Origin of the sequence: Polluticoccus soli (assembly GCF_029269745.1) — a bacterium.
GTDB classification, from domain to species: Bacteria; Bacteroidota; Bacteroidia; order Chitinophagales; family Chitinophagaceae; genus Polluticoccus; species Polluticoccus soli.
On the sequence record NZ_JARJHT010000001.1, the window covers coordinates 2,309,236 to 2,336,089 of the forward strand.

Here is a 26,854-nt window from a genome sequence, read left to right on the forward strand (position 1 = left end):
TGATTAATCCAGGTTACCTCTTTCCCTTACTACAGTACCTTCCGGAACGTCAATGGTATACCTGATGTTCTCGTGAACTGTTTTGCGGCCAATGCTTTCGTAGTAGAAGCCCAGTTCCTGCATTTTTTCAAGCGTATACACGTTACGGCCATCGAATACCATTGGGTATTTCAGCGACTGGATGATGCGTTCGAAGTTCGGGTTGCGGAACTCGCTCCATTCGGTTACGATGATCAGTGCGTCAGTACCTTCCAGGCCATCGTACTGGTCTTTTGCAAAAGTTATTTTCTCACCAAAGATGCGTTTCACGTTTTCCATCGCTTCGGGATCGAACGCTGTTACCTCAGCGCCTGCATCCAGCAGGTCTTGTATCAGTTCCAAAGCCGGGGCTTCGCGGATATCGTCAGTTTCAGGTTTGAACGCCAGGCCCCAGATAGCAAAGTGACGGCCGCTAAGGTCATTGCCGAACGCATCGCGCACTTTTTTGCCAAGGATGGTTTTCTGCTTTTCGTTCACTTCCATCACGGTGCTGATGATCTGGAAGTCATAGTCCATTTCACGTGCAGTTTGCACCAGTGCTTTCACGTCTTTAGGGAAGCAGCTGCCACCATAACCCACACCCGGGAACAGGAAGCGCTTGCCGATACGGCTGTCGCTACCGATGCCTACGCGCACCATGTCAACATTGGCGCCTGCTTTTTCGCACAGGTTAGCCATTTCGTTCATGAAAGAGATACGCATGGCCAGGTAAGCATTGGCTGCATACTTGGTCATTTCAGACGAACGCTCGTCCATGAAGAATATTGGGTTGCCCTGGCGAACGTAAGGCTGGTACAGTTCTTCCATGATCTTCTTCGCCCTGTCAGACGAAGTGCCGATCACTACGCGGTCAGGCTTCAGGAAGTCATCAACTGCCACACCTTCGCGCAGGAACTCTGGGTTAGAAACCACGTCGAACAGGTTCCTGTCCAGTTTCTGCTCCAGTACAGCAGTTACCTTTTCGGCAGTGCCTACAGGTACGGTGCTTTTATTTACAATTACTTTATAGCTGGTAATAAGCGTGCTCAGTTGGGCTGCAACGTCCAATACATATTGCAGGTCGGCAGAGCCATCTTTACCCGGAGGGGTAGGCAGCGCCAGGAAAATAACCTGTGCATCTTTGATACCTTCTGCCAGGTTGGTAGTGAATTCTATGCGGTTGTCGCGGATATTGCGCTCCAGCAGCACGTCCAGGCCTGGCTCATAAATTGGTGATTTTCCGCTTTTTAGCTGGTTTACTTTGTCTTCATTTATATCGATACAAACCACGTTGTTGCCGGTCTCGGCAAAGCAGGTACCTGTTACTAATCCCACATACCCGGTACCAATGATCGCTACTTGCATAAGGTTTCGAAAATATTTGCGGCAAATGTAGTTTATTTTTTCTGCTAATGCCTTATCCCATACGGCTTTAAAAGCATGGAAGAAAATTATTATTGATTACCTTTAAACCTATTCGATTTCACCACGTCTCAAGTATCAAATATTTTATCTTATGAAACTGAATTTTCCCCTTTACACCGCCGCAGTTTTTGTGGCCTTGCTCAGTCTCAGCGCCTGCAAAAAAGACAGGACCAGTGACAACACACCAACCACACAAGAGGAAGATACACAGTATGCAGACGACATGGCCAAAGCCGACCAGGCGTTTGACGAACTGGACGGGATCGCCGACCAGGCTGATGCCCTCGGTAACGTGGCGCTGAAAGGCGGCTCCAATCCGCTCGGTGGTTGCGCTACGGTTACCAAAGACACTGTGGGTACCCCTGATAGTCTGACTATCGACTTTGGCAGTACCAACTGCCTGTGCAAAGACGGCCGCTACCGTCGGGGGAAGATCATTATTACTCAAACCGGCCATTATAAAGACAGCGCTTTCAACCGCACTTTTGGGTTCAGCAATTATTACGTGAACAATAACCAGGTATACGGCAGCAAGTCGGTAACCAATATGGGGCATAATTCAGCAGGTCACATGTTCTATAGCATAGTAGTGGATGGCCACGTGGTCTTGAACAGCACTAATGATACCATCAGTCATATTGCCAACCGTACGCGCACATTCACGGCAGGTGAGAATACCCCCCAGCTGTCGGACGATGAATATGACATCACAGGTAGTGGCAGCCATACCAAAGCCACAGGTAAAACATACGCAATGAACATTACCAGCCCGCTGCATGTTGCGCTTAATTGCAACTGGATAAAATCGGGTTCTATTTCTATCCTGCCACAGGGCGCAACCTTCCCGCGCGTGTTAGATTATGGCAATGGTAACTGCGACGATTCTGCAACCATCACGGTAAATAATAAGTCTAAGACGATAATCCTGAAGTAAGAAACTAACGGCGGCATAGAACTATGCCGCCGCTGTTTTTTATAAGCATTGAAGCAGCACATTTGCTGCTTTTTTTATTTCTTCTTCGGTAATGGTAAGTGGTGGCGCGATGCGGATACACTCGGGTGCAAACAGGAACCAGTCGGAGAATACCTTATGTTCGATGCAGGTCTTGATCACCTCCAGCACTTTTTCGCTGCTCTCCAGTTCAATGGCCATCAGCAATCCCTTGCTGCGCACCGATTTGATAGAGGAGTGCACTATTTGCTGGCGGAACAAGTTGCCTTTTTCTTCCACTCCGTTAACCATTCCCTCGCGCAGCAACACCTGCATAGCTGCCATACCCGCCGCACATGATACCGGGTGCCCACCGAAGGTGGTAATATGTCCCAGCACGGGGTTATTGGTCAGTGTCTGCATGTTTTCATGCGAAGAGATGAACGCACCCAGCGGCATGCCGCCACCCAGTGCCTTTCCTAATAATAAGATATCAGGGATCACATTATAATGCTCAAATCCCCACAGCTTGCCAGTGCGTCCAAAACCACACTGTATCTCGTCGAAAATAAGGAGGGCGCCGGTTTCCGTACATTTTTGTCGCAGCTTGTCCAGCCATTCCTGTTTGGGGGTGATGACACCTGCCTCGGCCTGTATGGTCTCTATAATCACACAGGCAGTCTGCTCATTAATGGCATCTATTAGTTCATCACTGTTATAGTCATAGTGCCATACGCCCGGTAGCAACGGCCGGTAGGCATTGCGCCAGTATTCGTCACCCATAATGCTGAGTGCGCCCAGCGTAGAACCATGGTAGCTTTTATTACAGGCGATCACATCTGTGCGCCCTGTCACTCTTCTTGCCAGTTTTAAAGCGCCTTCCACCGCCTCTGCGCCGGAGTTGGTGAAATACACGCAATCCAGGTTTTGGGGCAGGTGTCTGGTCAGTAGTTCGGCATAGGCCACCTGTGGGGTCTGTATCAGCTCGCCATACACCATTACATGCAGGTATTTGTCTGCCTGGTTTTTGATGGCGGCTACCACCTCCGGGTGCCGGTGACCTACGTTGCACACGCTGATGCCGCCTATCAGGTCCAGGTACTTAGTACCGTCGGCATCCTGCAGGTAGTTGCCATTGGCATAAACGATGTTCAGGCCCAGTGGTTCGGGGGAGGTTTGGGCCATGTGCTGCTGAAAAAGCTGGCGAATGTTCATATGAGGGTTCAAAATTAGCTCATTACCATCTATATGAAAACAGCTTCCTGATAACCATTTGGTAATCAAAAAGCAACAAATCCCACTTGATTTTACCAGACTTAATATTCGCTTAACATTCAAATGATGTTCGCGTAACATTCGCGTAAAGTGGCGGTAACATTCACTTGTGAATTTTGCGGCAACAAATAAACTATATGCGATTAATCATTATCTTTTTGATGACCCTGGCTTCTTTCCAGGCGTTTGCCAATGGCAAAATTGCCGGTAAAGTAGCAGACGAAAAGACCGGCGATGTTATTATTGGTGCCACCGTAATGGTGCAAGGCACAGGCAAAGGCACGGCTACCGACGTAGACGGCCATTTCCAGTTGGAAGTACCTGCTGGAACTTACACTGTAGAAATAAGGTACATCGGCTACCAGCCCAAAGACATCAGCGATGTAGTGGTGAAAGAAGGTGAAGTAACCAACCTCGATGCCATTATCTCTGAAGACAGCAAAACAACTCTTAAAGACGTAGTAGTTACCGCTTCGCTGAAAAAAGAATCGGTGAATGCACTGTACATCATGCAGAAGAACAGCGTATCGCTGTCGAGCGGTATCTCTGCAGACGTGATACAGCGTACACCTGACCGCAACACAGGCGAAGTGCTGAAGCGCGTGAGCGGCGCCAGCGTAAAGGATAATAAGTATGTCGTTATCCGCGGCCTGAGCGATCGTTATAACCTGGCAATGGTGAACAGCGCCCTGATGCCCAGCACGGAGCCTGATAAAAAAGCGTTCTCTTTCGATGTGATCCCCTCTAACCTGATCGACAACATCATCATCAATAAAACGGCTTCTCCTGATCTTCCTGGCGATTTTGCTGGTGGTATCGTGCAGGTGATGACTAAAGACGTTCCTGAAAAAGATTTTTTCAACGTAGGTGTTGGTTTGGGTTATAATACACAAACTACTTTCAAAGATTTCCGCTCGAGCGATAAGCAAGCTGCTGGCCTGGTTCGTTTCCCGGGTAGCAGTTCAGAACTGCCTTCTGAATTTGGTGATAGCTATAAAGACTATAAAAAACTGCCTGAAGACAAACAACTGGATGCAGCAAAGCAACTTCCTAACGATTATAAGGAAACTGTAGCTGCAGCTATGCCTAACGTTGCGGTACAAGCTTCTTATGGCAAAGCCAGCAACCTGAAGAACGACGGCAAACTGGGTACTGTTATCGGTTTGTCATACCGTAACAACCACAATGCTATTCCAAATTTCATCCGCGGTAAATACGAAACTGAGCGTGTGAGCAGCTACAGCACTGATGATATGTTCCGCAATTCATCGAACCTGGCTGCGCTGGCTAACTTCTCTTATGTAAAAGGCAAATCGAAGATATCGTTCAAGAACCTGTATAATAAGATGTACGACAACACTTATTATGAAAGGAATGGTTACACTACCAGCAACAACCAGGAAGTTAAGTTGTTCTCTTTCGTACCATCAGAGCGCCAGGTGTTCAACACACAGCTGGAAGGCGAGCACGCTATCGGCACTAAGAACAGCAAGCTGACGTGGAACCTGAACTATGCTAACCTCATGGCCAATCAAAACGACCTGCGCACTGCCTTCTACAGCCGCAACGTTAGTTTTGACGCGAACGATGAACCAATATCAGAAACAAGCAGCCCCTATAAGATCGTAGATCGTAACAGCCGCCGTTACTTTGGCAACCAGGTTGACCACAACATTGGTGCAGGCGCTAACTACTCAATGCCATTCCAGGCGTTTGGCCAGAAACAAACCGTGAAAGTTGGGTACATGGGCTTGTACAAAACAAGAACATTTGCAGCCCGCGTATTCCAGTACGAGCCACAGAGCACACTGGATGACAACATTGCCATGCAACCTGTTGGACAGATATTCTCTGAAGAGAACATCGGTGTTCCGGGTGGTTTCAGGTTGAGCGAGATCACTAACCCTACTGATAAGTATGATGCAAGTGGTATGCTGAACGCAGGTTATGCGATGATGGATAATAACCTGGGTGACAAATGGCGCCTGACATGGGGTGTGCGTTTCGAGTCGTACACACAAACACTGCAGGCGATCGACCAGTCTGGTGGTAAGATCAACGACCAGGATATCTTCAACGACATCTTGCCTTCATTCAACCTGTCGCACAACATGAGCGAGAAATCTAAATTCCGCTTCGGTGCTTCACGCACAGTAAACCGTCCAGAGTTCAGGGAGATCGCTCCATTCCAGTTCATCGACTTCGAGAACCTGTGGACAATTACCGGTAATCCTGATCTGAAACGTGGTAACATCAACAACGTTGACCTCCGTTACGAATACTATCCAAACCCGGGCGAAGCGATCACTATCGGCGCATTCTACAAAGGTTTCGAAAACCCGATAGAAGCTAAGATGGACGACCAGTCGAACCTTGACCTGCTGATCTTCAGCTACCAGAATGCAAAAGCAGCAAGTTCTATTGGTGCGGAGTTCGACGTCCGCAAAACACTGGCCTTCCTCGGCGAAGCTAACTGGCTGGCAAATACTACACTAGGTGCAAACTTCACTTATGTACATTCTAAAGTGGATGTGTCTAACATCACTGGCGTGAGCAGCGACAGGCCGTTACAAGGTCAATCTCCTTACCTGGTTAACTTCTCAGCGCTATACAGCGATCCGAAATCAGGCCTTGGTATCAGCGCGATGTATAACCGCATCGGTCAGCGTATCGCAGTTGTGGGTAACAGCACTATTCCTACTACATGGGAAAATGGTCGTGACGTAATTGATCTGCAACTGAGCAAATCGCTGCTGAAGAACAGGGCTGAAATAAAGTTGACTGTTGCAGATATCCTGAACCAACCAACAACGTTCTACTGGAACACTGATGGTAAGAATAGCTATTCTCCGGGCTCAAGCAAGATCGGCAACGGCAACGACCAGATCTTCCAGCAATACCGCATGGGTACAACATTCACCCTTGGCTTCAACTACAGGCTCGGTAAATAAGTTTGAACAGATAAAGTAGGTTTCCTAACACCATATCACGTAAAGGGCGAAGTTCATCTTCGCCCTTTTTTTATTACAGTAAATTCCAACCCCTATCCCCCTAAAGGGGGAACGTAGAATGACATATTCCCCCTTTAGGGGGATAGGGGGTAATAACAGGTATTACGGTTCGCTACACCACGTTTTCGTATGGCTCGCAATACTTAACATAGGCGTAACCTTCGCGTAAAATAGCCGTAACACGGGCAGGATACTTTTGCATCAAAATCAATACTACGATGAAGTTTCCTAAACTGTTACATTTCATGCTGATCGGCGCACTGGCTGTATCTGCAGTTTCTTGCAAAAAGAAAACAACTGACGACGACACAACTCCTGAGACCAATGTTCTTACTGGCGACGTTACAACCAACAAAAGCCTGACTGCTGACAAAACCTGGACACTGAAAGGTTATGTGTATGTAAAATCAGGTGCTACACTGACAATACCTGCTGGTACTGTCATTAAGAGCGATGTGGTAGAAAAAGGTGCTTTGATCGTTGAGCCAGGTGGTAAGCTGGTAGCTGAAGGTACAGCTGCAAAACCTATCGTTTTCACTTCTGGTGTTTCTAAAGGCCAGCGCCGTGCAGGCGACTGGGGTGGTATCATCCTGCTGGGTAATGCTCCTACAAACCGTTCTACTCCTCCAACAATCGAAGGTGGTGTTAACCGCACTTATGGCGGTTCTAACGCTGCTGATAATTCAGGCGTACTGAAATTCGTTCGTATCGAGTTCGCTGGTATCGCTGCAGCTCCAAACTCAGAGATCAACGGTCTTACCTGCGGTGGTGTAGGTAGCGGTACTGTTATCGAGAACGTAATGGTTGCTTATGGCAACGACGACGCTTTCGAATTCTTCGGTGGTACTGTAAATGCTAAAAACCTGATCGCTTACGCTTGCTCTGATGACGACTACGATTTCGATTTCGGTTATACAGGTACTATCACTAACGCTATCTCTTTCAAACACCCACAGGTTGCTGACCCTGCTGATGCTTCTAATGGTGTTGAGTGCGATAACGATGGTACAGGTACAAGCGCTACTCCGTTCACACATCCTAAACTGTCTAACTTCACTTTTGTTGGACCTAACAACGCAGCTAATACACAAGCTAACCACAACTTCGCTAACCGCTGGCGTCGTGCATGTCACTTCACTATCGAGAATTCGATCATGATCGGTCACCAGAAAGGTGGTTTCTCTATCGAGTCTGAAGGCACGCTGACTTCTTACCTGACTGGTACTTCAGTTTTCAAGAACAACCTGGTATACGCTGTTTCTTCTGCTTTCAAAGGTGCTGATTCAACTGCTACTGCACAGATCACTGCTAAGGCTCTTGCTGATGGCAACGTGAAACTGGCTAAAGCTGAAGATGCTGGTCTGACAGATCCTTTCAAAGTAGGTGCTCCGAACTTCGCTCCCAAAGCTGGCTCTGATGCTCAAGTTAAAGGTGTTGGTGCTATCACCGGCACAGACTGGACAACAGGTTGGGCTAACTGGGATCCAAATAATGCCGACTATTAATCGCATATAGATAGGCAATTTACGGCCGCCCATTTCTGGGCGGCCTTTTTTGTTTTTATTCAAACGGGGAGTTGGTGGGACTTAGGGGTTTCTTCTTCCCCTCTTGAGAGGGGCGTGTGAGAGCAATGTGCGCAAGCGGGGTGTGTCCTGTACAACATATCAGGCAGAAAGAGTTCCTGCCCGCACTAACAATCACATAAAAAGATTAATTTCCAGGCACAATGACTTACAGACTATCTAAAACACAAAAAGGCATCCTTTGGACCCTTCTTGGATTTGCTGGTTATTTTATCGTAAAATACCTGATGCTATAAGTACTGTCGTTTTATGAGCTGTATGTGTCCATGCAATATATGCAGGCTACTTCAGCAACGCATCGTACAAATTATAGTTCTCCTCATCAAAGCAAACAAACCGCACTTCTTCCAGTTTGCCTGGGTGTTCTCCGTTAAAACGTTGTACTGTTTCCACTGCGATCTTTGCTGCCTTGTCTTTCGGGAATCCGTATACGCCCGTACTGATGTTTGGGAAGGCTATAGTGTGCACATTATATCTCACCGCCAGCACCAGGCTATTGTAATACGCGTTAGACAGGAATTGACCTTCCTGGTTGTTGCCTCCATGCCAGATCGGACCCACGGTGTGTATCACATATTCCGCCGGCAGCCGGAAACCTTCCGTTATTTTGGCTTCGCCGGTAGCGCAGCCATTTAGTTTTCTGCAGGCGTCCAGCAGGCCGGGACCTGCCGCAAGGTGTATCGCCCCGTCCACACCTCCGCCCCCAAGCAGGGAAGTATTGGCTGCATTCACAATTGCATCTACCTCCTGTAAGGTAATGTCACCTTTTATAACGCTCAGTTTAGCCATGTATTAAAGTTAAGCCGATTTTTAGATGTGTATCTTTAATTTGTTTTAATTTATTAATTGTAGTATATTTGCTATTATTATAAACCCGGCAAAGCAATTGCCACAAAAACGATACCATGAACCCTAAACAACAGGCCTTTGTCTGCGAGATGTTACGTCACGGCAACAGGGCAGAAGCGTACAAGGCCGCTTACCATTCAACATCAAACAACCAGCATTCGCTCCAATCAGCTGCCAACAGGCTGATGAAAAATCCGGAAGTTTCAGGAGCAATCCGTTCCGTGCACGAGCGCATTTACGCCGAAGTGCAGGAAGAATTGAAAGCGCGCATTACACGCGAGGTGCTCACTGTTCAGCGCAAGCGCGAGCTGCTGGCGCAGATAGCCGAAGGCGAGTGGATGCTACAGCCACCACCCGCTGATATGTCAGAACAACGTACAGCTGTTTTGATCCCGACCCTAAAAGAACGGCTGAAAGCCCTCGACATGGATAACAGGATGACTGGTGCATATGAGAAGGAAGAGACAACAAAACACAACAATACGCAACAAGAGCCGCCTGATACCGCCAACAATGATGAGGCTGTTACTCTAGTTCCCGCAACAGAATCTGTACAGCAAACGCCGCAGCCACTGCCACACATTAGAATGCCCTTTATTATTCCCGTCGTTGATACTCACGATCCTCAACTCAATAGACCGGTAACAAGCACAACAGTGTTGTTGCAGCAGCCACCGTGGTTGCAACCCGTCAGGGTATAACAGCTCACGTCAATGGGGGGATACTGCTTGTTATTGGCAAAGCATTAACACCGCTTTGCCATAGCATCGCTAAATTTGATATTGAAAGAAGATTATGAGACACCTACTCCTGGCTTTAGCACTCAGCACCTTGACCTGCACTGCCTTCGCCCAATCGCCAACCGAAGATGCACCTGGTAATGCGCCATTTGTAATGGGCGCTGTTCATAAAATAGCTTCGCGCCAGTTGACGGAAACACGAACGATAAATATCTACCTCCCCGACGGGTATAAAACAAATGACACGGTATATTACCCTGTGATCTACCTGCTCGATGGGTCGGCTAACGAAGACTTTGTGCATATCGCCGGACTGGTGCAGTTCTTCAATATGATGCAGCTGATGCCGCCTGCAATTGTGGTGGGTATCGCGAACATCGATCGCAAGCGTGATTTTACTTTTCCTACAACGATTGAAAAAGATAAAACTGCATTCCCAACTACAGGTGGTTCTGAAAAATTCATATCATTTATTGAGCAGGAACTACAGCCGTTCATCGAAAAGAATTACCGCACCAATTCGTCAAAGACCATTATTGGTCAGTCGTTGGGCGGATTGCTGGCTACAGAGGTATTGTATAAAAAGCCCGCGTTGTTCAATAACTACATTATCGTTAGTCCCAGCCTATGGTGGGATGCACAATCGCTGCTGAAGCTAAAACCTGAATTTGCCAAAGCAGCACAGAATACCAATATCTACCTGGCCGTAGGCAAAGAGGGTGAAGTAATGGAGCGCGACGCGAAAGAATTGTCTAAGATCGTCAAGTCAAATAAGAGCTTCAACACAACATTTCACTACATGCCCGATGAAGATCATGCAACCATACTGCACCATGCAGTATATGATGCCTTCAAAGAAGTGCTGTCAAAGACCAATTAATGCACCAGCTGGTTCTCCAGCTCACGAACAACAGTCTCGTTTACTTTCAATGTATAAGCGGCCGTGTTAAGGCGGGTTAATGCCTGGACGTAACCATTCTCAGCTTCGCGGGTTTCCAGCGTAGTTGCAATTCCTACCCTGAAGCGGGCACGTTGGATGTCCATGTTCTCGCGGGCATAGAGGATGCTTTGGCGTTCGAGGCGGTAAGCGTCTACGCTCACTTCGTAGTTACGCCATGCAGTGCGGTACTGACGGCCCAACTCAGTGTTTTGCCTTTCGTACAGCAACTGGTCGCGCATTGATTGCAATGATGCTACACGCGCCTGCCTCCTGATATTGCCACCCTGGAAGATGGGCACAGAAAGGTCGAGGCCGGCAGATGGGCCACTGCTTTTGTTGAATAGCGAGAAGCCTGCTTCGCTCTTGCTATAGTTGTAGTTATAAGCGCTGCTCAGGTCGAGCGTGGGCAGGTAGTAGGTCTTAGCAATACGGGAGTTCAGTTTTGATATTTGCGCACTGCGGCGAAATACATCCAGCGTCAGGTTCTCGCCCTGTAGGCGTGTATGGTCGGTTGGTTGCAGCGTGGTGTCAATTTGCAAGCTGTCATCTACATCGAACGTAGCGTAAGGGTCGGTACCCATCAGTGCGTTCAAGCTGGCAAATGAGTTGTTGAATGCAGCTTCGCGATACAGTGAGTCGAACTGGCGGGCGTTGTAGTCTACACGAGCCTGCAGGTAGTCTACCTTGGCAGACGTACCGGTCTCATACTTCACCTGCGAGAGCACCATACGCGTTGTGGCCAGTGCAAGAGCGGTATCAATAGTAATGGCTTGCTGCTTTTGCCACACCACCTCCGCATAAGCCTGTATCACTTGCGATACCGTACGCTGCACCTGCTCTTTAAGTTGCATATGCGCCAGGTCTTCCTGCATGTTCAGCTGCCTCTTTGTAAGGAACATGCGGCCACCGTCAAAAAGTCTCCAGTCAAGGTCTATTGAACCGTTGTAGGCAGTTGATCTCGCGCCTTTGCGTATTTGCTCGGTACCGTTGGCGAACTGTGTTTCGGAGTTGGTGCTGGCTACGTTGAGTCCGGCGTTGCCGTTGATATTGGGAAGAGCACCGGCATTACCCCAGGTATTATTGACGGTAGCCTGGTCGGCGGCCACATCAGCTATGCGTATGTCGTAGTTATGTTCCAGCGCGCGGGCTATGGCATCCTCCAACGTGAGTCGTTCCTGCGCCTGTGCACCAAAACCTATAAGTAACAATATGAAACTAAGCCTGCGCATGTACTATTCAGATATTTTGTCGATAGCGGTAACTGCCTGCACCTTCCTGCGCGAGAGGAAGGTGTACATTACCGGTAGGATGAATAAAGATAAGATCAGGGAGAATGCCACGCCATACACGATCACCACGCCCAGCGGTATGCGGCTGGTAGATGCCGCACCCAGCGAAAGTGCCAGCGGCAAAGCACCGAATATCATCGCAAGGCTGGTCATGAGGATAGGGCGCAAACGCATGGTCGCAGCGGTAACCGCAGCTTCCACTTTCGATTTGCCCTGGTCGCGTATGTGGTTGGCATATTCCACTATCAGGATACCGTTCTTGGTCACAAGGCCAATGAGCATGATCATGCCGATCTGTGAGAAGATATTGAGCGTATGCCCAAACAGCCACAGCGACAGCACGGCGCCGGCTATCGCCAGCGGCACGGTCAGCATGATGATGAGCGGATCGATAAAGCTTTCGAACTGTGCAGCGAGGATAAGGTATATCAGCACCAGTGCCAGCACGAAGGCAAACAAAGTGTTCGAAGAAGATTCTACATAGTCTTTTGAAGCGCCGCCCAGCGAGGTGCTGAAGCTCTCATCCACCACGCCACGCTTCTTCAGGCTTTCGTATATCTTGTTCATCTCTGCGATGCCGTCGCCAATAGTTTTGCCGGGTGCAAGGCCTGCAGATATGGTAGCCGACTTGTAACGGTTGTAGTGGTAGATCTGCGAAGGGCTGGTGGTCTCCGCCATCGATATCAGGTTATCGAGCGAGATGAACTCGCCGATGTTGTTCTTTACATAAATGGTTTTCAGGTCAACCGGTGCTTCGCGGTCCTGGCGGGCTACCTGCCCCAGTATCTGGTACTGCTTGCCGTTCATGGTGAAGTATCCGAGGCGGCCGTTACTCAAAGCCAGCTGCAGTGTCTGTGATACGTCTGCAACCGACACGCCAAGTTGCGATGCTTTGGCGCGGTCGATAGAAATGGTCAGCTCTGGTTTGTTGAATTTCAGGTCAGCATCAGTACCCTGGAAGGTCGGGTTCTTAGCCACTTCATCAAGAAACACCGGAAGCGCTTTGGTCAACTTGTCAAAGTTGATGTTCTGCAGCACGAATACCACGGGGTAAGCGCTACCACCACGCTGCACAGAGATGGTCTGCTCCTGTATGGCGAAGGCCTTACCAAAAGTGAACTTGCCAAAATTGCGGTTCACCGCCTGTACGATCTCTTCCTGTGAGCGGGTACGTTCGTTAGGTTCTTTCAGGCGCACGTTGATGAAGCCGGTGTTCACAGCGCCCGAGCCCGAGAAGCTGGGAGCCGTAACTGAAAGAACTACTTCTTTCTCTGGCACAGAGTCGAGCACTACGCCAACGAGGTCGTCCATGTACTTATCCATCGCGTCGTACGAGGTGCCTTCTGGTGCTGATATCTGCGCACGGAAACGGCTGCGGTCTTCGAGAGGTGCCAGTTCCGATTGCAGTTGGCTGCCGATCATAAAGATCACAGCAAAGCAGGCTGCGATACCTGCAATGGCTATCCACTTCCGTTTCATGACCCATTCCACGCCGCGGCGGTAGTTGTGCTCCATGCCGGCGAAGAATGGTTCGGTCTTTACATAGAAACGGGAATGCTTGTGCACCTTGCGGGTCATGAGTACGTTCAGTACCGGTGTCAGTGTTAGCGATACGAAAGCTGAGATCAATACAGCGCCTGCTACTACCACGCCAAACTCCTGGAAGAGTCGCCCGGTAAAACCTTGCAGGAAGAGAATGGGTAAGAATACAACAGCCAGCGTGATGGAAGTAGAGATAACAGCGAAGTATATCTCCTCGCTACCTTCTTTGGCAGCGCGGTGTTTGTCCATACCCTTCTCAATACGTTTGTAGATGTTCTCGGTTACCACGATACCATCGTCCACCACAAGACCCGTAGCGAGCACGATGGCCAGCAGGGTGAGGATGTTGATGGTGAAACCCATCAGGTACATGATGAAGAAAGCGCCGATAAGGCTCACCGGTATATCTATCAAAGGACGAAGGGCGATCAGCCAGTCGCGGAAGAAAAGGTAGATAATGATGATCACTAACACGAAGGAGATCAGGAGCGTTTCTTCCACTTCCGAGATCGACTTCTTGATATAGGTAGTGGTGTCCAATGCAATGTCCACCTTGAGATCGGCTGGTATGTCTTTCTTTAAAGCGCCATATCGTTTATAGAATTCGTCGGCTATGGCCACGTAATTGGAACCGGGTTGTGGCGTCAGCGCCAGTGCGATCATCGGGATAGCGCTTTCCTTCAATACTGACTCCTCGTTCTCCGGGCCGAGTACCGCTTCGCCAATGCTGCGCAGCTGTACGTCGACGCCGTTCACGTTCTTTACAATAAGGTTATTGAAGTCTTCTTCGGTATTGAGTCGGCCAAAGGTGCGAACAGACAGCTCGGTATTGGCGCCAGACAGCTTGCCCGAAGGCAACTCCACGTTCTGCTTGCTCAGTGCAGCCTGTATATCCTGGAAAGTGATGCTGTAGCCGGCCATCTTCAGCGGGTCTAGCCAAATGCGCATGGCATAACGCTTTTGGCCCCATATCTGGATGCTGCTGACGCCAGGGATGGTTTGAAACCTTTCCACCAGCACGTTCTCGGCATACTCAGTCAGCTGCAGTTGGTTGCGGGTGTCGCTTTGAACGGTCATGGAGATGATAGGCGAGGCGTTGGCATCGGCCTTCGATACTACAGGCGGTGCGTCGATATCTTGCGGCAGACTGCGTATGGCTTGCGATACTTTATCGCGTACGTCGTTAGCAGCCGCTTCGAGGTCTATGCCAAGGTCAAACTCCACCGTGATGTTGCTGGCACCCTGTGCGCTTGTGGACGACATGGTCTTGATACCGGCGATACCGTTGATGGATTTCTCCAGTGGTTCGGTGATCTGCGTCTCGACGATGTCGGGGTTGGCGCCCGCATACGAGGTACGTACGTTGATGATGGGCGGATCGATGGAGGGGTAGTCCCTCACCCCGAGGAACATAAATCCGATAACACCGAAGACGATGATAATGATATTGAGCACGATAGCCAGGACAGGGCGGCGCAGCGATAATGAAGGAAGACTCATGAATTACTGTTCTGGAAAACCAGCACAAGATACGGACTTACGAACTTAGCACGAGTCCCCCCAAACGCTTGAGATTCTGAGCATAATGTTAAAACCGGCTGTGGTATTAAAATAATTGTTTTATTGATGAGCATGGAAAATGCCTGAAAAGGTTGATAAACAAAGGATAATAGCAAAAATCATCAACTGCAAAGAACACATGAGTTCTATAGCCGTATTTTAATTAACTATGAAACGGCGCCTAAATATTTGGGCTTTCGCCGGGGCCGTTTAACTTTGGCGCATCATTCTAACCAAACAAACATTCTAGAATATGGCACATTCACTTCCCCAACTTCCATATGCTTTCAACGCGCTCGAACCACACATCGATGCAAAGACTATGGAGATACACCATGGCAAACACCACCAGGCTTATGTTGACAACCTGAACAAAGCACTGGCTGGCTCTGACGGCGAGAACAAATCGCTGGAAGAACTGATGGCAAATATCTCTGCTTTCCCTGCTGCGGTGCGCAACAATGGCGGTGGTCATTATAACCACTCACTGTTCTGGACTATCCTTGGACCTAACGGTGGTTCACCTTCAGGCGATCTCGCGACTGCTATCAATGACGCATTCGGCTCGCTGGACGGTCTGAAAGAAAAAATGAACGCTGCAGGTACTACACGTTTCGGTAGTGGCTGGGCATGGCTGATCGTTAAAGACGGTAAGCTAGAAGTAACTTCTACTCCTAACCAGGACAATCCCCTGATGGATGTTGCTGAAGTAAAAGGTACACCCATCCTCGGCATTGACGTTTGGGAGCACGCTTACTACCTCAACTACCAGAACCGTCGTCCTGATTACCTCAACGCGATCTGGAACGTGATCAACTGGGAAGAAGTTGGCAAACGCTATAGCGCTGCTAAGAAATAAGCTTTAACTACTAGTTTATATAGAAGGGTTGTGTGCAAGCGCAACCCTTCTGTTTTACAATAATATTCGCGACCTTCCGTTCTAAGCTCAAACTACTGTTATGAAGAAAGCGATTCTATCTGCCCTATTGCTCAGCCTGGGCGTTACTGTGTTTGCGCAAGAGGCAAAGGAAGAAACACCTGCCACCAGGAAGTTGCCGGAATTCAGGAAGCATGAATTAGGCATCATGCAGCAATCTGGCGGGAATGATCTGGGCGTTAATCTTGTAGGTGCCCAATATAAAACATGGCGCGATGAACATCATGGCCTGCGATTCATTGCGGCCTACGGCAATCATAATTCGTTCGCGAGCTCAATCGTTTCGCTAGGGTCGGACAGCCTTACAGAAGTTCATTCGGTAACGAAGGTGAATATGCCGGTAATAGGAATGGGCTTCGAGATGCAGCGCCACTTCTGGAGGAGTGTATATTTCTCTGCGGCAGTGGATGTATGGGGCGGGTATGGCAGTGGCAACGTTGATACTTTCTCCTCCACACGACATCGCACTGCTGCCGGTCCGCCAACCAATACTTATGGAGCATCGTTTATTCCTCAGGATGTAAGCATGTCGATGGTTGGGATAGCCCCATCTGTGGGTGCCAAGATACTTACCAATCGTGTAGCATTTAACCTCGAGCTGATGCCGGTGCAAATGGTATTCAAGAGCCTGAACTACGAAAAAGCTCCGTCATCGAGTCTGTTCAATTTCGATGCGGGCATGTACCTGTCGCGGCTTTCTGTGAGCTACCGGTTCTAACTCTATTGTAAGTCCATCAACATAGCACGCGCCTGTTGGTTTTGCGGATGCTTCTTCAGCAGGTGCAGCAATGCTTTCTTTGCCTTGCCATCTTCGGAATTGGCATGATACACCACGGCAAGGTTGATGAGTGTCTGCTCATGGTCGGGATTGAGCATCACCGCGCGTAGCAAATGACTGTAGGCCATGGTCATATTGCCTTGCTGTAGATATAGATAGCCAAGGTTTGTATTGGCCGACTGGTAGTCCGGGTTCTCTGAATAAATAAAGCTGAATACCTTTTGAGCTTCAGCCGGTTTGCCCAGCGCCAACAGGCAGGTGCCATACTTGTTCTGAAAATCGAGTGAATAAGGCCAGATATCAGTTGCGCGCTTATACCAGGGTAGGGCCTTGTCCGCCTGTTGCAGGTTATAATAGCTCTCGCCAATGCGGTATGCTGCCCATGCATCATTGATGTCCTCAGGTTTGAGGGGCGCACCGTACTCAACCACCTTATTATAGTTGTTCAGCAGGAAATAGGCGCGGATGAAATCGCGGTTCTGCTTCTTGGTGGCTTCGTCTTCCTGCTGCGTGTTCAGGTAGCGCAATGCTGAGTCGATGAGACCTGTATTGCCGTTATAGCGTTCGTAGAACTCCATGAAAGCACGTGCAGTTGTGATGGCGTCTACGTTATCATTATTAAAGCACTTCAAGCCAAGGAAGGCTGTGATCTTCTTCTCCAGAGTGTCCTGCAGCGGGCGCTTGCGTATGTAGTGGTCTGTAACCGCAACGTGCGGTATATCGATACTGCCATTTCTTGGCATGTGGCAGGTAACGCAGTCGTCATTCTTCGCAGCTCGCACCGCCATATTTTCTGTGCAGTGCGGTTGTTTCGGTCCGGCGTGGCAGCTATTGCAGGCGTTGAGGTATTGTGTGCGCGGAGTCACTTTCACACTTACGTGCGGATTGTGACAGGTGATGCAGCTCATCTTGCCTGAGTTTACATAACAGGCGCTCTTCTTCATTCGTTCCACATGTGATGCCATGATCATTTTGTCCTGGGCTCCTTCATACTGTGGCATGAATACATTCATCACTTCAGACAAATGCATACCCGGACGGAAGTCAAAGAAGTTTTTGCCATCGTTCAACACGGCAATGCCTTGGAGGTGACAACGCTGGCAGATGTTGTTCTGCATTTCAGTTGACAGCCTGCGCGGATTAACGATAGTATAGTCAGGTCCTTTGGATGTGTCTACGATATTACCTGCACGCTTTTCTTTCACGTGCAGTTCACCGGGCCCGTGGCAACGTTCGCAATCGATGCCGCGTTTCAGTGAAACGTATTTATTCTGGCTATTAGGGATGAACTCGGGCAGACCATTGTGACAGGTCATGCATTCGCTTTCTATCAACCTGCTGAAACGTGTGTTAGTGCCGTTCTCAAAACCCGGGGCAAGGTCCCATTTGCGTTTCTGGGTATAAAAGGTAATGGGTGCCTGGTACAAATAGCCATTGGAGCTGAAGATGTGCGAGTTCGTATGTTGCCCTGAGCCGATGATGTAATCGATCTTTTGCACACGCTTATGTACCGTGTCATTGCCTTCGGTGCGGAACTCCAGGAAATACAAAGAATCATTTTGCCAGAAAGGTTTGTAATAGAAGTCCAGGTCTTTATCGTACACAATAGCATGTGCAGAAAAATCTGCGGCGGACTTTTCATGGGTTGCATCGCCGAACGATTGCCCCATCCCTGTTTGGATGAAGGTCTGGTAAATGTTCTCGTGGCAAGTACGGCATTCCTGCATGCCCACATACCCGATCGTTGTGTCGTATACGCTATTCCAGGGAGATGAATGTTCTCCATCGGCCTGTTTGCCTTCCGGTGTATTGCAGAAAAATGAAGGCAGAACTATTGCAAGGATAGCGCCAACGAGTAAAACAGTTCTGATGATTTGTGTCCGCATAAGCAGGGCAGAAGCCTTCACAAAATAAGAGAAAAGCAGGCACTTATCCTGCATTCATTACATATGCGATTGTATGATGTCTGCCAGCTGCATGGCCGACAAGCTACCCAGGGCCACACCCATGCCGCCCATCCTGTAAGCACCAAATATGCGTTTCGAATGTGCCTTCACTATTGGCTGCTTGGTAGCGCCAAAGGCCATTATGCCTGCCCAGCGCATTTCAATATGGTAGTGGACCCCGGGGATAATGATATCATGCAGTTTCTGCTCAAGGTCTATTTGTATGAGTGAGTTCAGTGCTATATCGGTAGTTGTTTCGCCTTCAAAGTCTAGATTGCGACCTCCGCCTAACAACACGCGTCCGTCTATTTCACGGAAATAATAGTAGCCTTTGTCGAAGTGATAAACGCCTTTGAACTTCAGCCCGGGTATTGGTTGCGTTACCAATACCTGCCCGCGTCCCGGTGTTACATCCTCGCCTGGTAGCAGCTGTGTGGTAAATGCATTAGTACAAAGGCTGAGACTGTTAGTATGAAGCACGAGGTCATTGCCACGTAAAGGGTCGCTGACTGATACAGCAACGTGTGTTTCGTATTCGTCGAATCGTGTGACCTCCGCTCCGGTCTTGATCTCTATTCCTCTGCTTGTTGCCAGATCAGACAGGGCCCGGAGCATTTTGCCTGTGTGCAGTTCACCCTCGCAGGTATTCTCGATCAGCGCTTTTGTGTAGTTCTCTGAAAAGCCAAAAGGTTTGATCTTTTGACTGGCCAACCTAAAAGCCGGCTTTTGTGTTATCGGCAGTAGCAATTCATTTAGTCGGTCTATATGATCTAATGCGCCTAGTTCTGCATTACTTATCAGTTCATAGCTGCCATTTTGGGCATAACCTATCGTGGCATCTCCCAGACGATTGCGTAGACGCTCCAGGCCTTTTTTGCGCTGGTCAAACAGTTCTACTATCTGTGCTTCACTCGAGTATTGACTATCGTCCAATAATTCGGTAAGACTGCCCATGCAGGCAAAACCAGCGTTGCGGCTGCTTGCGCCAGTTGGAAGCAATCCGCGTTCTAACACCAATATACGCGCGCCAGGGAAGCGGTCTTTCAGTTCGATAGCAGTGCTGAGGCCCACTATGCCTGATCCTACTATTATATGGTCGTATTGCAGAAAGCTTTGCTGTTCCCAGTAACTGAGCATGTTGTCTTATTAGCTATTCAAAAGTGAAGAAATTAAAGTGAAAAAGCTAAAAACAGCCAGAGTTATTGTAATTTGTACGCATGAGATATCTGCTAAGCCTGTTGCTGGTATTGCCTTTGGGTGCGTTTGCACAATTACAGAAATTCGGGTTTGAGGGATTTCGCAACCACGATTGCATCAATTTTGTGATAAGTCAGTTTGCCAAAGGCAATGATTCGGTGGTGTGTACGTTGCCGACGAAGATCATGAAACCAGGCACTAAGACTATCTATATTATGAAGACCGACTACTTGAAAAACGTGCCCGAGCATGTAGGAAACTATGATATAAGGGTAGTGGATGTAGAGCAAGACGCTAAAATGCTGTACCATCAGCAGCAGGATAGTAATGCTGTGATCCTGTACCTGAGCGATGGATTGGCCAAACTCTCTTATTGGACCGTTTGGGTAATGCCTATGAATGTGACACGTAAGACTTTTAATAAATACAAGACAGTATTCGACAATAGCGGCGGCTTCAAGTCTGTATTTTTCTTCAATGACGCTACCGCCAAATTTACTTTTGACCGAACAGAGTGTTTTTAGCCACAGGCTTTGCCTGCAGCCTTCTATTCAATAGTTTTGCGCCATGATTGATCTAAGCGGAGCAGTGCTCACTATGCTGTCGGTACACTATGTTGGTAATAAGGGTTTGGGGCAGGAGATCGTGGTATCGAAAAAGCCACAAGACCTGCGCGATAGGGACAGGGCTATTATCAAAGATGCATTTCTGAGTAAGTTCCAGGAGAAGCCAGAGCTGTACTCATTCCACCACCTCACATCGCTCGATTATAATGAGGTATATAACTACTGCCTTGGTGCGTTGGCGGAGATCACTGACTTTCATAAAAAATCAGCCGACATCGCAAAGCATCTTCATGAAGCCACTGTGCACCCGAAAGTAAAACCGGGGGAGTTGTATGTGTGTTATTTCGAGGGTTGTGGAGTGAATGGTGCTATGGTGGAAGCAATCGGGATATTCAAGACAGAAACAAGAACTAATTTCTTTGATCTGAACATCGAAGGCAGCGAGATACAGGGTGAACTGAAAGAAGGTATTGACCTTGGTAAGTTCGATAAAGCATGCTTAGTATTCCCTACTAACGCAGAACAGGGTTTTGACGTGTTGATACACGATAGTAATAGGGGAGAAGAGGCAGTGTTCTGGCGTGAGACATTCCTGAGCGTAATGCCGCAGGCCAATGAATATTTCCAGACCAACCAGTTCATGAATCTCACCAAGCAGTTTATTGCCAAGCAGATACCGCAGGAGTTTGAAATGGAACGGACAGACCAGATCGATCTATTGAACAAATCGGTTGAATACTTCCGCGCTAATGAATCCTTCAATAAAGAAGATTTTGAGAAGACCGTGTTCCAGGAAAGTGGGCTGATCCGATCTTTCCAGCAGTTTGGCGAGAGCTTTTCTGAAGCCAATGATTTCGAATTGCCAGAGCGATTTGATATTTCAACGCAGGCGGTTAAGAAGCAGGCGCGAGTTTTTAAGAGCGTGCTTAAGCTAGATAAGAACTTCCATATCTACATACATGGCGATCGCGACATGATCGAAAAAGGGTATGATGCTGCCGTAGGAAAACACTACTACAAGATCTACTTTGAAGAAGAGACCTAGGTCATGTGCTTGAACTGGAGCATTTCTTCCAGTCGGCCGAAGTCAGCATCCCTGTCCGACGAAAAGCGATAATTCCATTCAAATGATTGCTTTTCATTGAACTGGAAAATAATGGTGTAGTTAAAACCACTTGTTTCCTTGCTGATCGACTTTACATGTTCGATGTTTACTGCCATGTTGTGTATTCGGTACTTGGGATCTTGCTGTGAGCTCACAAATGTTGCCATTGTAATTATGTTTAAGCCGTACTGGTATTGCCTTGTCTAAAATGCGGTGTTGGGGAAAGTTATTCCCCTGTTTGTCTAATATGCTATCTACTAACTAATTTCCGGTATGCTCCGGTTTATCTGTTCCTATCGAATTGAAATGCGCTGTGGGATGCATTATGGCCATTTTTTGTGTTCAGAAGTCGGTTCTATATATGTTACGACATGATATAGAATGTTAAAAGCGTGCCACTGAGCTATGGTATATGAAAAAATACGAGAGCGCGCGCTTCTAAAGGCGTAACTTCACCGTTCTGATTTCCTGATCTGCAAGTTTCCCCTCCTGGTTCTGCTTCCATTTCATATAAAACTTTCAGGCTCAAAAATGAATATAGTGATAAGCAATATGGATAGCCATACGACTGCTGCAGATGTACAGGTATTATTAAAAGAATTTGGTGAGATAACAGTGCGACAGATCAGGTCAGTTGTACACGCCTCCGGAAAATTGCAAACCTCAGCCCACGTGCAGACAGATGATCGTACTACTGGCGAGCAGATCATAGCTAAGTTGAACAAGACAGAGGTGGATGGCAATGTGATAGGGGTTAAAGAGGCAAAGCGCTAAGTCATGTCATCGCCAGTCCAGTTAGTGTTCGACAAGATCCGCGAGATAAGTGCACGTGGAATTGATCCACGACCATTCATTCACTTCGAGGAGTTACGTTCTGAGCTGCGGATCAGTGCCGATGCACTCGGTCCGCTACTGGTGCATTTAAAGAAAATGGGCGTGATCATTTTCGACCGAAAAGCAATGACCGCAATAAAACTTACCTTATTAGGCCTGCAATCGGAATACCATCCTGACTAGTGTGAAGCGATCACTTTTAGATCCTTGTCGATTCCCATCCAGTCAAGCGCGTTTTGGAAAAGCAGCTTATCTTTAGTTGCAGGTGAAAGGTTCGCCATGCTGTCTATCAGGTGGCCCGGATGGTGTTCGCCAAGCGGGAACGGATAGTCACTGCCAAGGCATACCTTATTCTCACCCATCACATCTATGATGTAGTCCATTGCTTTGGGGTAATGCACCAGCGAGTCGATCCAGAACTTGCCCAGGTATTCACGAGGGTTTACGTTATTATCGATCGCAACGAGGTCTGGGCGCACATTGAATCCATGCTCGATACGGCCTATTGTAAAGGGGAAGCTGCCACCACCGTGTGCAAATGCCACACGTAGTTTGGGATATTTCTCGAAGATGCCACCAAAGATCATTGATGCGATAGCACGGGCAGTTTCAGCAGGCATACCCACAAGCCATGGCAGCCAATACCTTCCCATATCGTTTTCGCCCATCATCTCCCATGGATGGACAAATATGCAGCATCCCAATTCTTCGGCAGCCTGCCAGAAGGGATGGAACTTTGGTTCGCTCAGGTTCAGGTTGTTTATGTTAGAGCCAATTTCCAATCCCGGCATTTTCAACTCTTTAACGCAGCGTTCCATTTCTTTGATGGCGAGGTCCACATCTTGCAGAGGCACAGTGCCGAGGCCAACAAACCGTTCCGGGTGGTGTGCGCAGCATTGAGCAATATGATCGTTGAAGAAACGGGATGTTTCCAGCCCGTGTTCGGGCTTTGCCCAGTAGTTGAACAGTACAGGGATGGTCGACAATACCTGCACGCTCACCTCGGTCATATCCATTTCCTTCGTACGCACAGCAGGATCCCAGCAGTTGTGTTCCACCTCGCGGAAAAACTTGTCGCCTTTGATCATGCGGGCGCAGCAAGGTTTGTGGTGTTCCAGGTGTATGAAATCGCCGTAGCCAAACTTCTTGAACCAGTCTGGTATGTGCTCCGGCATTATGTGCGTATGTATGTCGATCTTCATTGTCAAGATTAATTTGTTTGAACTAAACCCTTCCCTGCGAGTTCCTTATAGTGGGCATATGTCATTATGATCTCATTCCACTCTTCAGAAATAGCGCCGTCGAAGGGGCCACATCTGGATTCCAGTGTATTCAAATATTGTTCCGCCTTTTTACTGCCTGAAACATAGGACCAGAAGAGTAAATAGGCAAAGTTGATGGTGGTGTCAGAATTGTTTCCTGGCTTATAGTTTTGATAATTCGTGATGACCCGCTGTATTTCTTTATCGGAATATCTCCTGTGATTACTAAGGTAATAATCGAGCTCTTTTATTGTATTACCCTCATAGTAGAGCTTAGAGATATAGAAGGGCACAGTGTTGAATTCATAGTTCTTTCCTATAGGCCAGTTGCGAAGCGTGGATACGATAAGCGTGTCGTTAGACTTTACCAGGGTACAACTTTGTGTAGCGTCCCATTCTCCAATTATTTTTTCAGTTCGACAGTCATACAAAAGGAACTCAGAAAAAACATTACCATTTTCAGTATACCCCCCACACATGACAATTGTGCCTCCATTAAAGCTAAAGGTTTTAGCGGGCTTCGTTACATTTCCAATGATGGTGCCCGAAGGACAAATGCAGTTCTGTTGCCCGCGGACATATCCTGAGAACAGTATAAAAAATAACAAAGCAAAACGGTACGGCATAACGTAGTTATACTGCTTCGTAAATAATAGCTGCGCCCTGGCCTACGCCAATGCACATCGTAGCTAAACCATATTTACCACCACGGCGCTTCAGTTCGTGCAGTAGAGTAGCGGTAATGCGTGCACCACTACAGCCCAGCGGGTGACCGATCGCAATTGCGCCGCCGTTCACATTTACTTTCTCTTCGTCAAGGCCGAGCTCCTGCATACAAGGGATGCCTTGCGCTGCAAATGCTTCGTTCAGTTCAATTAGATCCAGATCGCTGGCTTGCAGACCTGCACGTTTCAGTGCTTTTTGAGTAGCAGGTACCGGACCAATGCCCATTATAGCAGGATCAACACCAGCTATTGCCATGCTCTTGATCTTAGCGATCGGTTTTAGATTGTATTTCTTTACAGCTTCTTCCGATGCCAGCAGTAGTGCAGCAGCGCCATCGTTGATGCCGCTAGAGTTACCCGCTGTAACGGTGCCGTCTTTTTTGAAGGCGGGTTTCAACGTGGCCAGTTTCTCCAACGTTGTTTCGCGTGGATGTTCATCGGTGTCGAACACCATAGTTTTACCCTTGCCCAGGTCAACAGCCACGGGCGAGATCTCGTCTTTGAATTTACCAGAGGCTTGTGCCGCGAAATACTTTTGCTGGCTTTTCAAGCCGAAAGCATCCTGAGCTTCGCGACTCACTTTATAGCGTTCCGCAACGTTCTCCGCAGTTTCACCCATGGTGAACGGATAGTAGTTGTCCTTATTGAATTTCTTGTTGATGAAGCGCCAACCCATAGTAGTATCGAATACTTCCGGGTTACGCGCAAACGGCCCTTCTGCTTTGGCCATTACAAACGGGGCACGCGTCATGCTTTCTACACCACCGGCAATGTACATTTCACCATCACCGCACATGATAGCACGCGATGCATCCATAATGGCTTGCAGGCCAGAAGCACACAACCTGTTCACAGTATTACCGCCAACAGTAGTTGGAAGGCCAGCCAGCAATGCTGCCATACGTGCTACGTTGCGGTTGTCTTCGCCAGCCTGGTTAGCAGCGCCAGCTATTACATCCTCGATCTCGTTCACATCGATTGAAGGATTGCGTTCTACGAGTGATTTGATTACGTGAGCTAACAGATCATCCGGACGTACTGTTGACAAGCTGCCTCCATATTTACCAACCGGGGTTCTTACTGCATCTACTATATAAACCGTTTTCATTATTGTATGTGTTATTGTAAAGCTTGTTTGAGATCGTTTAATATATCTTCAATATTTTCCAGGCCTACACTCATGCGGATAAGTCCGTCAGTAATACCAAAGCGTACCCGGTCTTCCGGTTTTACGCCAACGTGCGTTGTTGAGGCAGGGTGTGAAACGAGTGTGTCGCACGTGCCGAGTGAAACAGCATTGGTACATACTTTCAGGCTGTTGATAAATTTCAATCCTGCATCGTACCCGCCTTTCAACTCAAAGCTGAGCATAGCGCCCGCATGTTTCATTTGCTTTTTGCTGGTTGCATGGTCGGGGTGTGAAGCCAGACCAAGGTAGTTGACGCGCGCAACTGCTTCGTGCTGTTCCAGGAAGTTGGCCACTTGTTCTGCATTGCTACAATGGCGCTGCATACGCAGGCTGAATGTTCTCAATCCATTTGTAAGTAAATAGGCTTCGAATGCATTGCTATTACCGCCGAGCAGCCTGTGTGTTTTGGTTACCACGCCATTCATCTTCTCCAGATCGCGACCGACCACGATACCGCCCACTGCCGTACCATGACCATTCAGGAACTTAGTTGTCGAGTGCATCACATAATCTACCGCGTACTTAAATGGCTGTTGCAGGTACGGTGTTGCGAAAGTGTTGTCTGCACAAACAATCAGGTTATGCTTTTTGCCTAATGCTGCGGATGCTTCAAGATCGATGCATTGCAGGGTAGGGTTGGCTGGTGTTTCGAGGTACATCAGCTTTATCGTGTTGTCAGCCTTTATAGCTTCTTCAACTGCACTCAGGTTATGGAAATCAAGGATTGTACTGTTGATGCCCAGTGATGGCAGGATCTTGTCGAGCATTTCCTGGGTGCCACCATACAATGACTGGTGAGTGATGATGGTATCACCCACTTTCAGGTTGCTGAGCAGCATGGTGGTGATGGTTGCCATGCCCGATGAGTGAAGAATTGCTTTGAGCTTCAGTGGTTCGCCAGTTGCATCTTTCAAACCGAAAGCTTCGAGCAACGCGATCTTGTCTTCAGCCTCGTTGATAGTGGGGTTGCCAAAGCGACCGTAGATATAACCAGGTTCTTCGTTCCTGAAAACAGCCACACCTTGTTCAGCGCTTTCGAAAGTATAAGTACTGGAGGCGTAGATCGGCGTCAGGTGCGCGCGGTTACTTTCGGTCTTGTGTCCACCATGAATGCAGAGCGTGTCAAAGCCACAGTTTTTCTCATCAGTCATA

23 protein-coding genes are annotated in these 26,854 nt (G+C 48.2%); 11 read left to right on the top strand and 12 right to left on the bottom strand.

Features of this window, described 5'->3' with window-relative positions; genetic code table 11:
- Positions 1-3 precede the first annotated feature (3 nt).
- Positions 4-1,383, bottom strand: coding sequence for a UDP-glucose dehydrogenase family protein (locus tag P2W83_RS10075; protein WP_276133596.1), 1,380 nt, complete (start codon positions 1,381-1,383; stop codon positions 4-6).
- Positions 1,384-1,534: 151 nt separating this feature from the next.
- On the opposite strand from P2W83_RS10075, the gene P2W83_RS10080 reads away from it, so the two are divergent.
- Entirely contained in the window at positions 1,535-2,377 is an 843-nt protein-coding gene (locus P2W83_RS10080) for a hypothetical protein (RefSeq protein WP_276133597.1), read from the top strand.
- A 39-nt stretch (positions 2,378-2,416) separates the two neighbouring features.
- Here the strand turns inward: P2W83_RS10080 and P2W83_RS10085 are convergent, their stop codons facing one another.
- Complete coding sequence (locus P2W83_RS10085; RefSeq protein WP_276133598.1) at positions 2,417-3,589, bottom strand: aspartate aminotransferase family protein; 1,173 nt, start codon at positions 3,587-3,589, stop codon at positions 2,417-2,419.
- 197 nt (positions 3,590-3,786) lie between these two features.
- Here P2W83_RS10085 and P2W83_RS10090 point away from each other — a divergent pair, with 197 nt between their 5' ends.
- Both P2W83_RS10090 and P2W83_RS10095 read left to right on the top strand, forming a co-directional pair.
- On the top strand, positions 3,787-6,600 hold the full coding sequence (locus tag P2W83_RS10090) for a TonB-dependent receptor (protein WP_276133599.1): 2,814 nt from the start codon (positions 3,787-3,789) through the stop codon (positions 6,598-6,600).
- 278 nt (positions 6,601-6,878) lie between these two features.
- On the top strand, positions 6,879-8,165 hold the full coding sequence (locus tag P2W83_RS10095) for a hypothetical protein (protein ID WP_276133600.1): 1,287 nt from the start codon (positions 6,879-6,881) through the stop codon (positions 8,163-8,165).
- A gap of 360 nt (positions 8,166-8,525) precedes the next feature.
- Here P2W83_RS10095 and P2W83_RS10100 read toward each other — a convergent pair whose 3' ends face one another.
- A complete protein-coding gene (locus tag P2W83_RS10100) occupies positions 8,526-9,032 on the bottom strand; it encodes an O-acetyl-ADP-ribose deacetylase (protein ID WP_276133601.1) in 507 nt (168 codons plus the stop codon).
- Between the two features lie 116 nt (positions 9,033-9,148).
- On the opposite strand from P2W83_RS10100, the gene P2W83_RS10105 reads away from it, so the two are divergent.
- Both P2W83_RS10105 and P2W83_RS10110 read left to right on the top strand, forming a co-directional pair.
- Positions 9,149-9,793, top strand: coding sequence for a terminase small subunit (locus P2W83_RS10105; RefSeq protein WP_276133602.1), 645 nt, complete (start codon positions 9,149-9,151; stop codon positions 9,791-9,793).
- A 94-nt stretch (positions 9,794-9,887) separates the two neighbouring features.
- Positions 9,888-10,712 (top strand): alpha/beta hydrolase, encoded by an 825-nt coding sequence (locus P2W83_RS10110; protein WP_276133603.1) that lies wholly within the window; start codon positions 9,888-9,890, stop codon positions 10,710-10,712.
- Here P2W83_RS10110 and P2W83_RS10115 read toward each other — a convergent pair.
- Both P2W83_RS10115 and P2W83_RS10120 read right to left on the bottom strand, forming a co-directional pair.
- Positions 10,709-12,001 (bottom strand): TolC family protein, encoded by a 1,293-nt coding sequence (locus P2W83_RS10115; protein WP_276133604.1) that lies wholly within the window; start codon positions 11,999-12,001, stop codon positions 10,709-10,711. The genes P2W83_RS10110 and P2W83_RS10115 overlap by 4 nt on opposite strands.
- A gap of 3 nt (positions 12,002-12,004) precedes the next feature.
- Positions 12,005-15,103, bottom strand: coding sequence for an efflux RND transporter permease subunit (locus tag P2W83_RS10120; protein ID WP_276133605.1), 3,099 nt, complete (start codon positions 15,101-15,103; stop codon positions 12,005-12,007).
- Between the two features lie 313 nt (positions 15,104-15,416).
- Between P2W83_RS10120 and P2W83_RS10125 the strand changes: the two genes are divergently transcribed.
- Both P2W83_RS10125 and P2W83_RS10130 read left to right on the top strand, forming a co-directional pair.
- Positions 15,417-16,022 (top strand): superoxide dismutase, encoded by a 606-nt coding sequence (locus P2W83_RS10125; RefSeq protein ID WP_276133606.1) that lies wholly within the window; start codon positions 15,417-15,419, stop codon positions 16,020-16,022.
- Between the two features lie 100 nt (positions 16,023-16,122).
- On the top strand, positions 16,123-16,818 hold the full coding sequence (locus P2W83_RS10130) for a hypothetical protein (protein WP_276133607.1): 696 nt from the start codon (positions 16,123-16,125) through the stop codon (positions 16,816-16,818).
- Between the two features lie 2 nt (positions 16,819-16,820).
- Here P2W83_RS10130 and P2W83_RS10135 read toward each other — a convergent pair whose 3' ends face one another.
- Together P2W83_RS10135 and P2W83_RS10140 are read right to left on the bottom strand one after the other, a co-directional pair.
- Positions 16,821-18,764 (bottom strand): tetratricopeptide repeat protein, encoded by a 1,944-nt coding sequence (locus tag P2W83_RS10135; protein ID WP_276133608.1) that lies wholly within the window; start codon positions 18,762-18,764, stop codon positions 16,821-16,823.
- Between the two features lie 57 nt (positions 18,765-18,821).
- Positions 18,822-19,961 carry an NAD(P)/FAD-dependent oxidoreductase gene (locus P2W83_RS10140; protein ID WP_276133609.1) on the bottom strand — a complete coding sequence of 380 codons (1,140 nt, stop codon included), beginning with the start codon at positions 19,959-19,961 and terminating at the stop codon, positions 18,822-18,824.
- Between the two features lie 80 nt (positions 19,962-20,041).
- Between P2W83_RS10140 and P2W83_RS10145 the strand changes: the two genes are divergently transcribed.
- Positions 20,042-20,545, top strand: a complete 504-nt coding sequence (locus P2W83_RS10145; protein WP_276133610.1) for a hypothetical protein — start codon at positions 20,042-20,044, stop codon at positions 20,543-20,545.
- A 43-nt stretch (positions 20,546-20,588) separates the two neighbouring features.
- Entirely contained in the window at positions 20,589-21,632 is a 1,044-nt protein-coding gene (locus P2W83_RS10150; protein WP_276133611.1) for a nucleoid-associated protein, read from the top strand.
- Here P2W83_RS10150 and P2W83_RS10155 read toward each other — a convergent pair.
- Positions 21,629-21,859, bottom strand: a complete 231-nt coding sequence (locus tag P2W83_RS10155) for a hypothetical protein (protein ID WP_276133612.1) — start codon at positions 21,857-21,859, stop codon at positions 21,629-21,631. The genes P2W83_RS10150 and P2W83_RS10155 overlap by 4 nt on opposite strands.
- Before the next feature lie 364 nt (positions 21,860-22,223).
- On the opposite strand from P2W83_RS10155, the gene P2W83_RS10160 reads away from it, so the two are divergent.
- Positions 22,224-22,466: an RNA-binding protein gene (locus tag P2W83_RS10160; RefSeq protein WP_276133613.1), complete on the top strand. Its 243-nt coding sequence runs from the start codon at positions 22,224-22,226 to the stop codon at positions 22,464-22,466.
- Between the two features lie 3 nt (positions 22,467-22,469).
- Positions 22,470-22,709, top strand: coding sequence for a hypothetical protein (locus P2W83_RS10165; RefSeq protein WP_276133614.1), 240 nt, complete (start codon positions 22,470-22,472; stop codon positions 22,707-22,709).
- Here the strand turns inward: P2W83_RS10165 and P2W83_RS10170 are convergent.
- Genes P2W83_RS10170 through P2W83_RS10185 form a run of 4 tightly spaced genes read right to left on the bottom strand, consistent with a single transcriptional unit; the run spans position 22,706 to position 26,853 of the window.
- Positions 22,706-23,728, bottom strand: coding sequence for an amidohydrolase family protein (locus tag P2W83_RS10170; RefSeq protein WP_276133615.1), 1,023 nt, complete (start codon positions 23,726-23,728; stop codon positions 22,706-22,708). The two genes, P2W83_RS10165 and P2W83_RS10170, sit on opposite strands and share 4 nt — an antisense overlap.
- A gap of 8 nt (positions 23,729-23,736) precedes the next feature.
- Positions 23,737-24,414 carry a hypothetical protein gene (locus tag P2W83_RS10175; protein WP_276133616.1) on the bottom strand — a complete coding sequence of 226 codons (678 nt, stop codon included), beginning with the start codon at positions 24,412-24,414 and terminating at the stop codon, positions 23,737-23,739.
- A 7-nt stretch (positions 24,415-24,421) separates the two neighbouring features.
- A complete protein-coding gene (gene pcaF / locus P2W83_RS10180; protein ID WP_276133617.1) occupies positions 24,422-25,621 on the bottom strand; it encodes a 3-oxoadipyl-CoA thiolase in 1,200 nt (399 codons plus the stop codon).
- An 11-nt stretch (positions 25,622-25,632) separates the two neighbouring features.
- The gene (locus P2W83_RS10185) at positions 25,633-26,853 is read right to left on the bottom strand and encodes a trans-sulfuration enzyme family protein (RefSeq protein WP_276133618.1); all 1,221 of its coding nucleotides are present in this window, start codon (positions 26,851-26,853) and stop codon (positions 25,633-25,635) included.
- Between the last annotated feature and the right edge of the window lies 1 nt (position 26,854).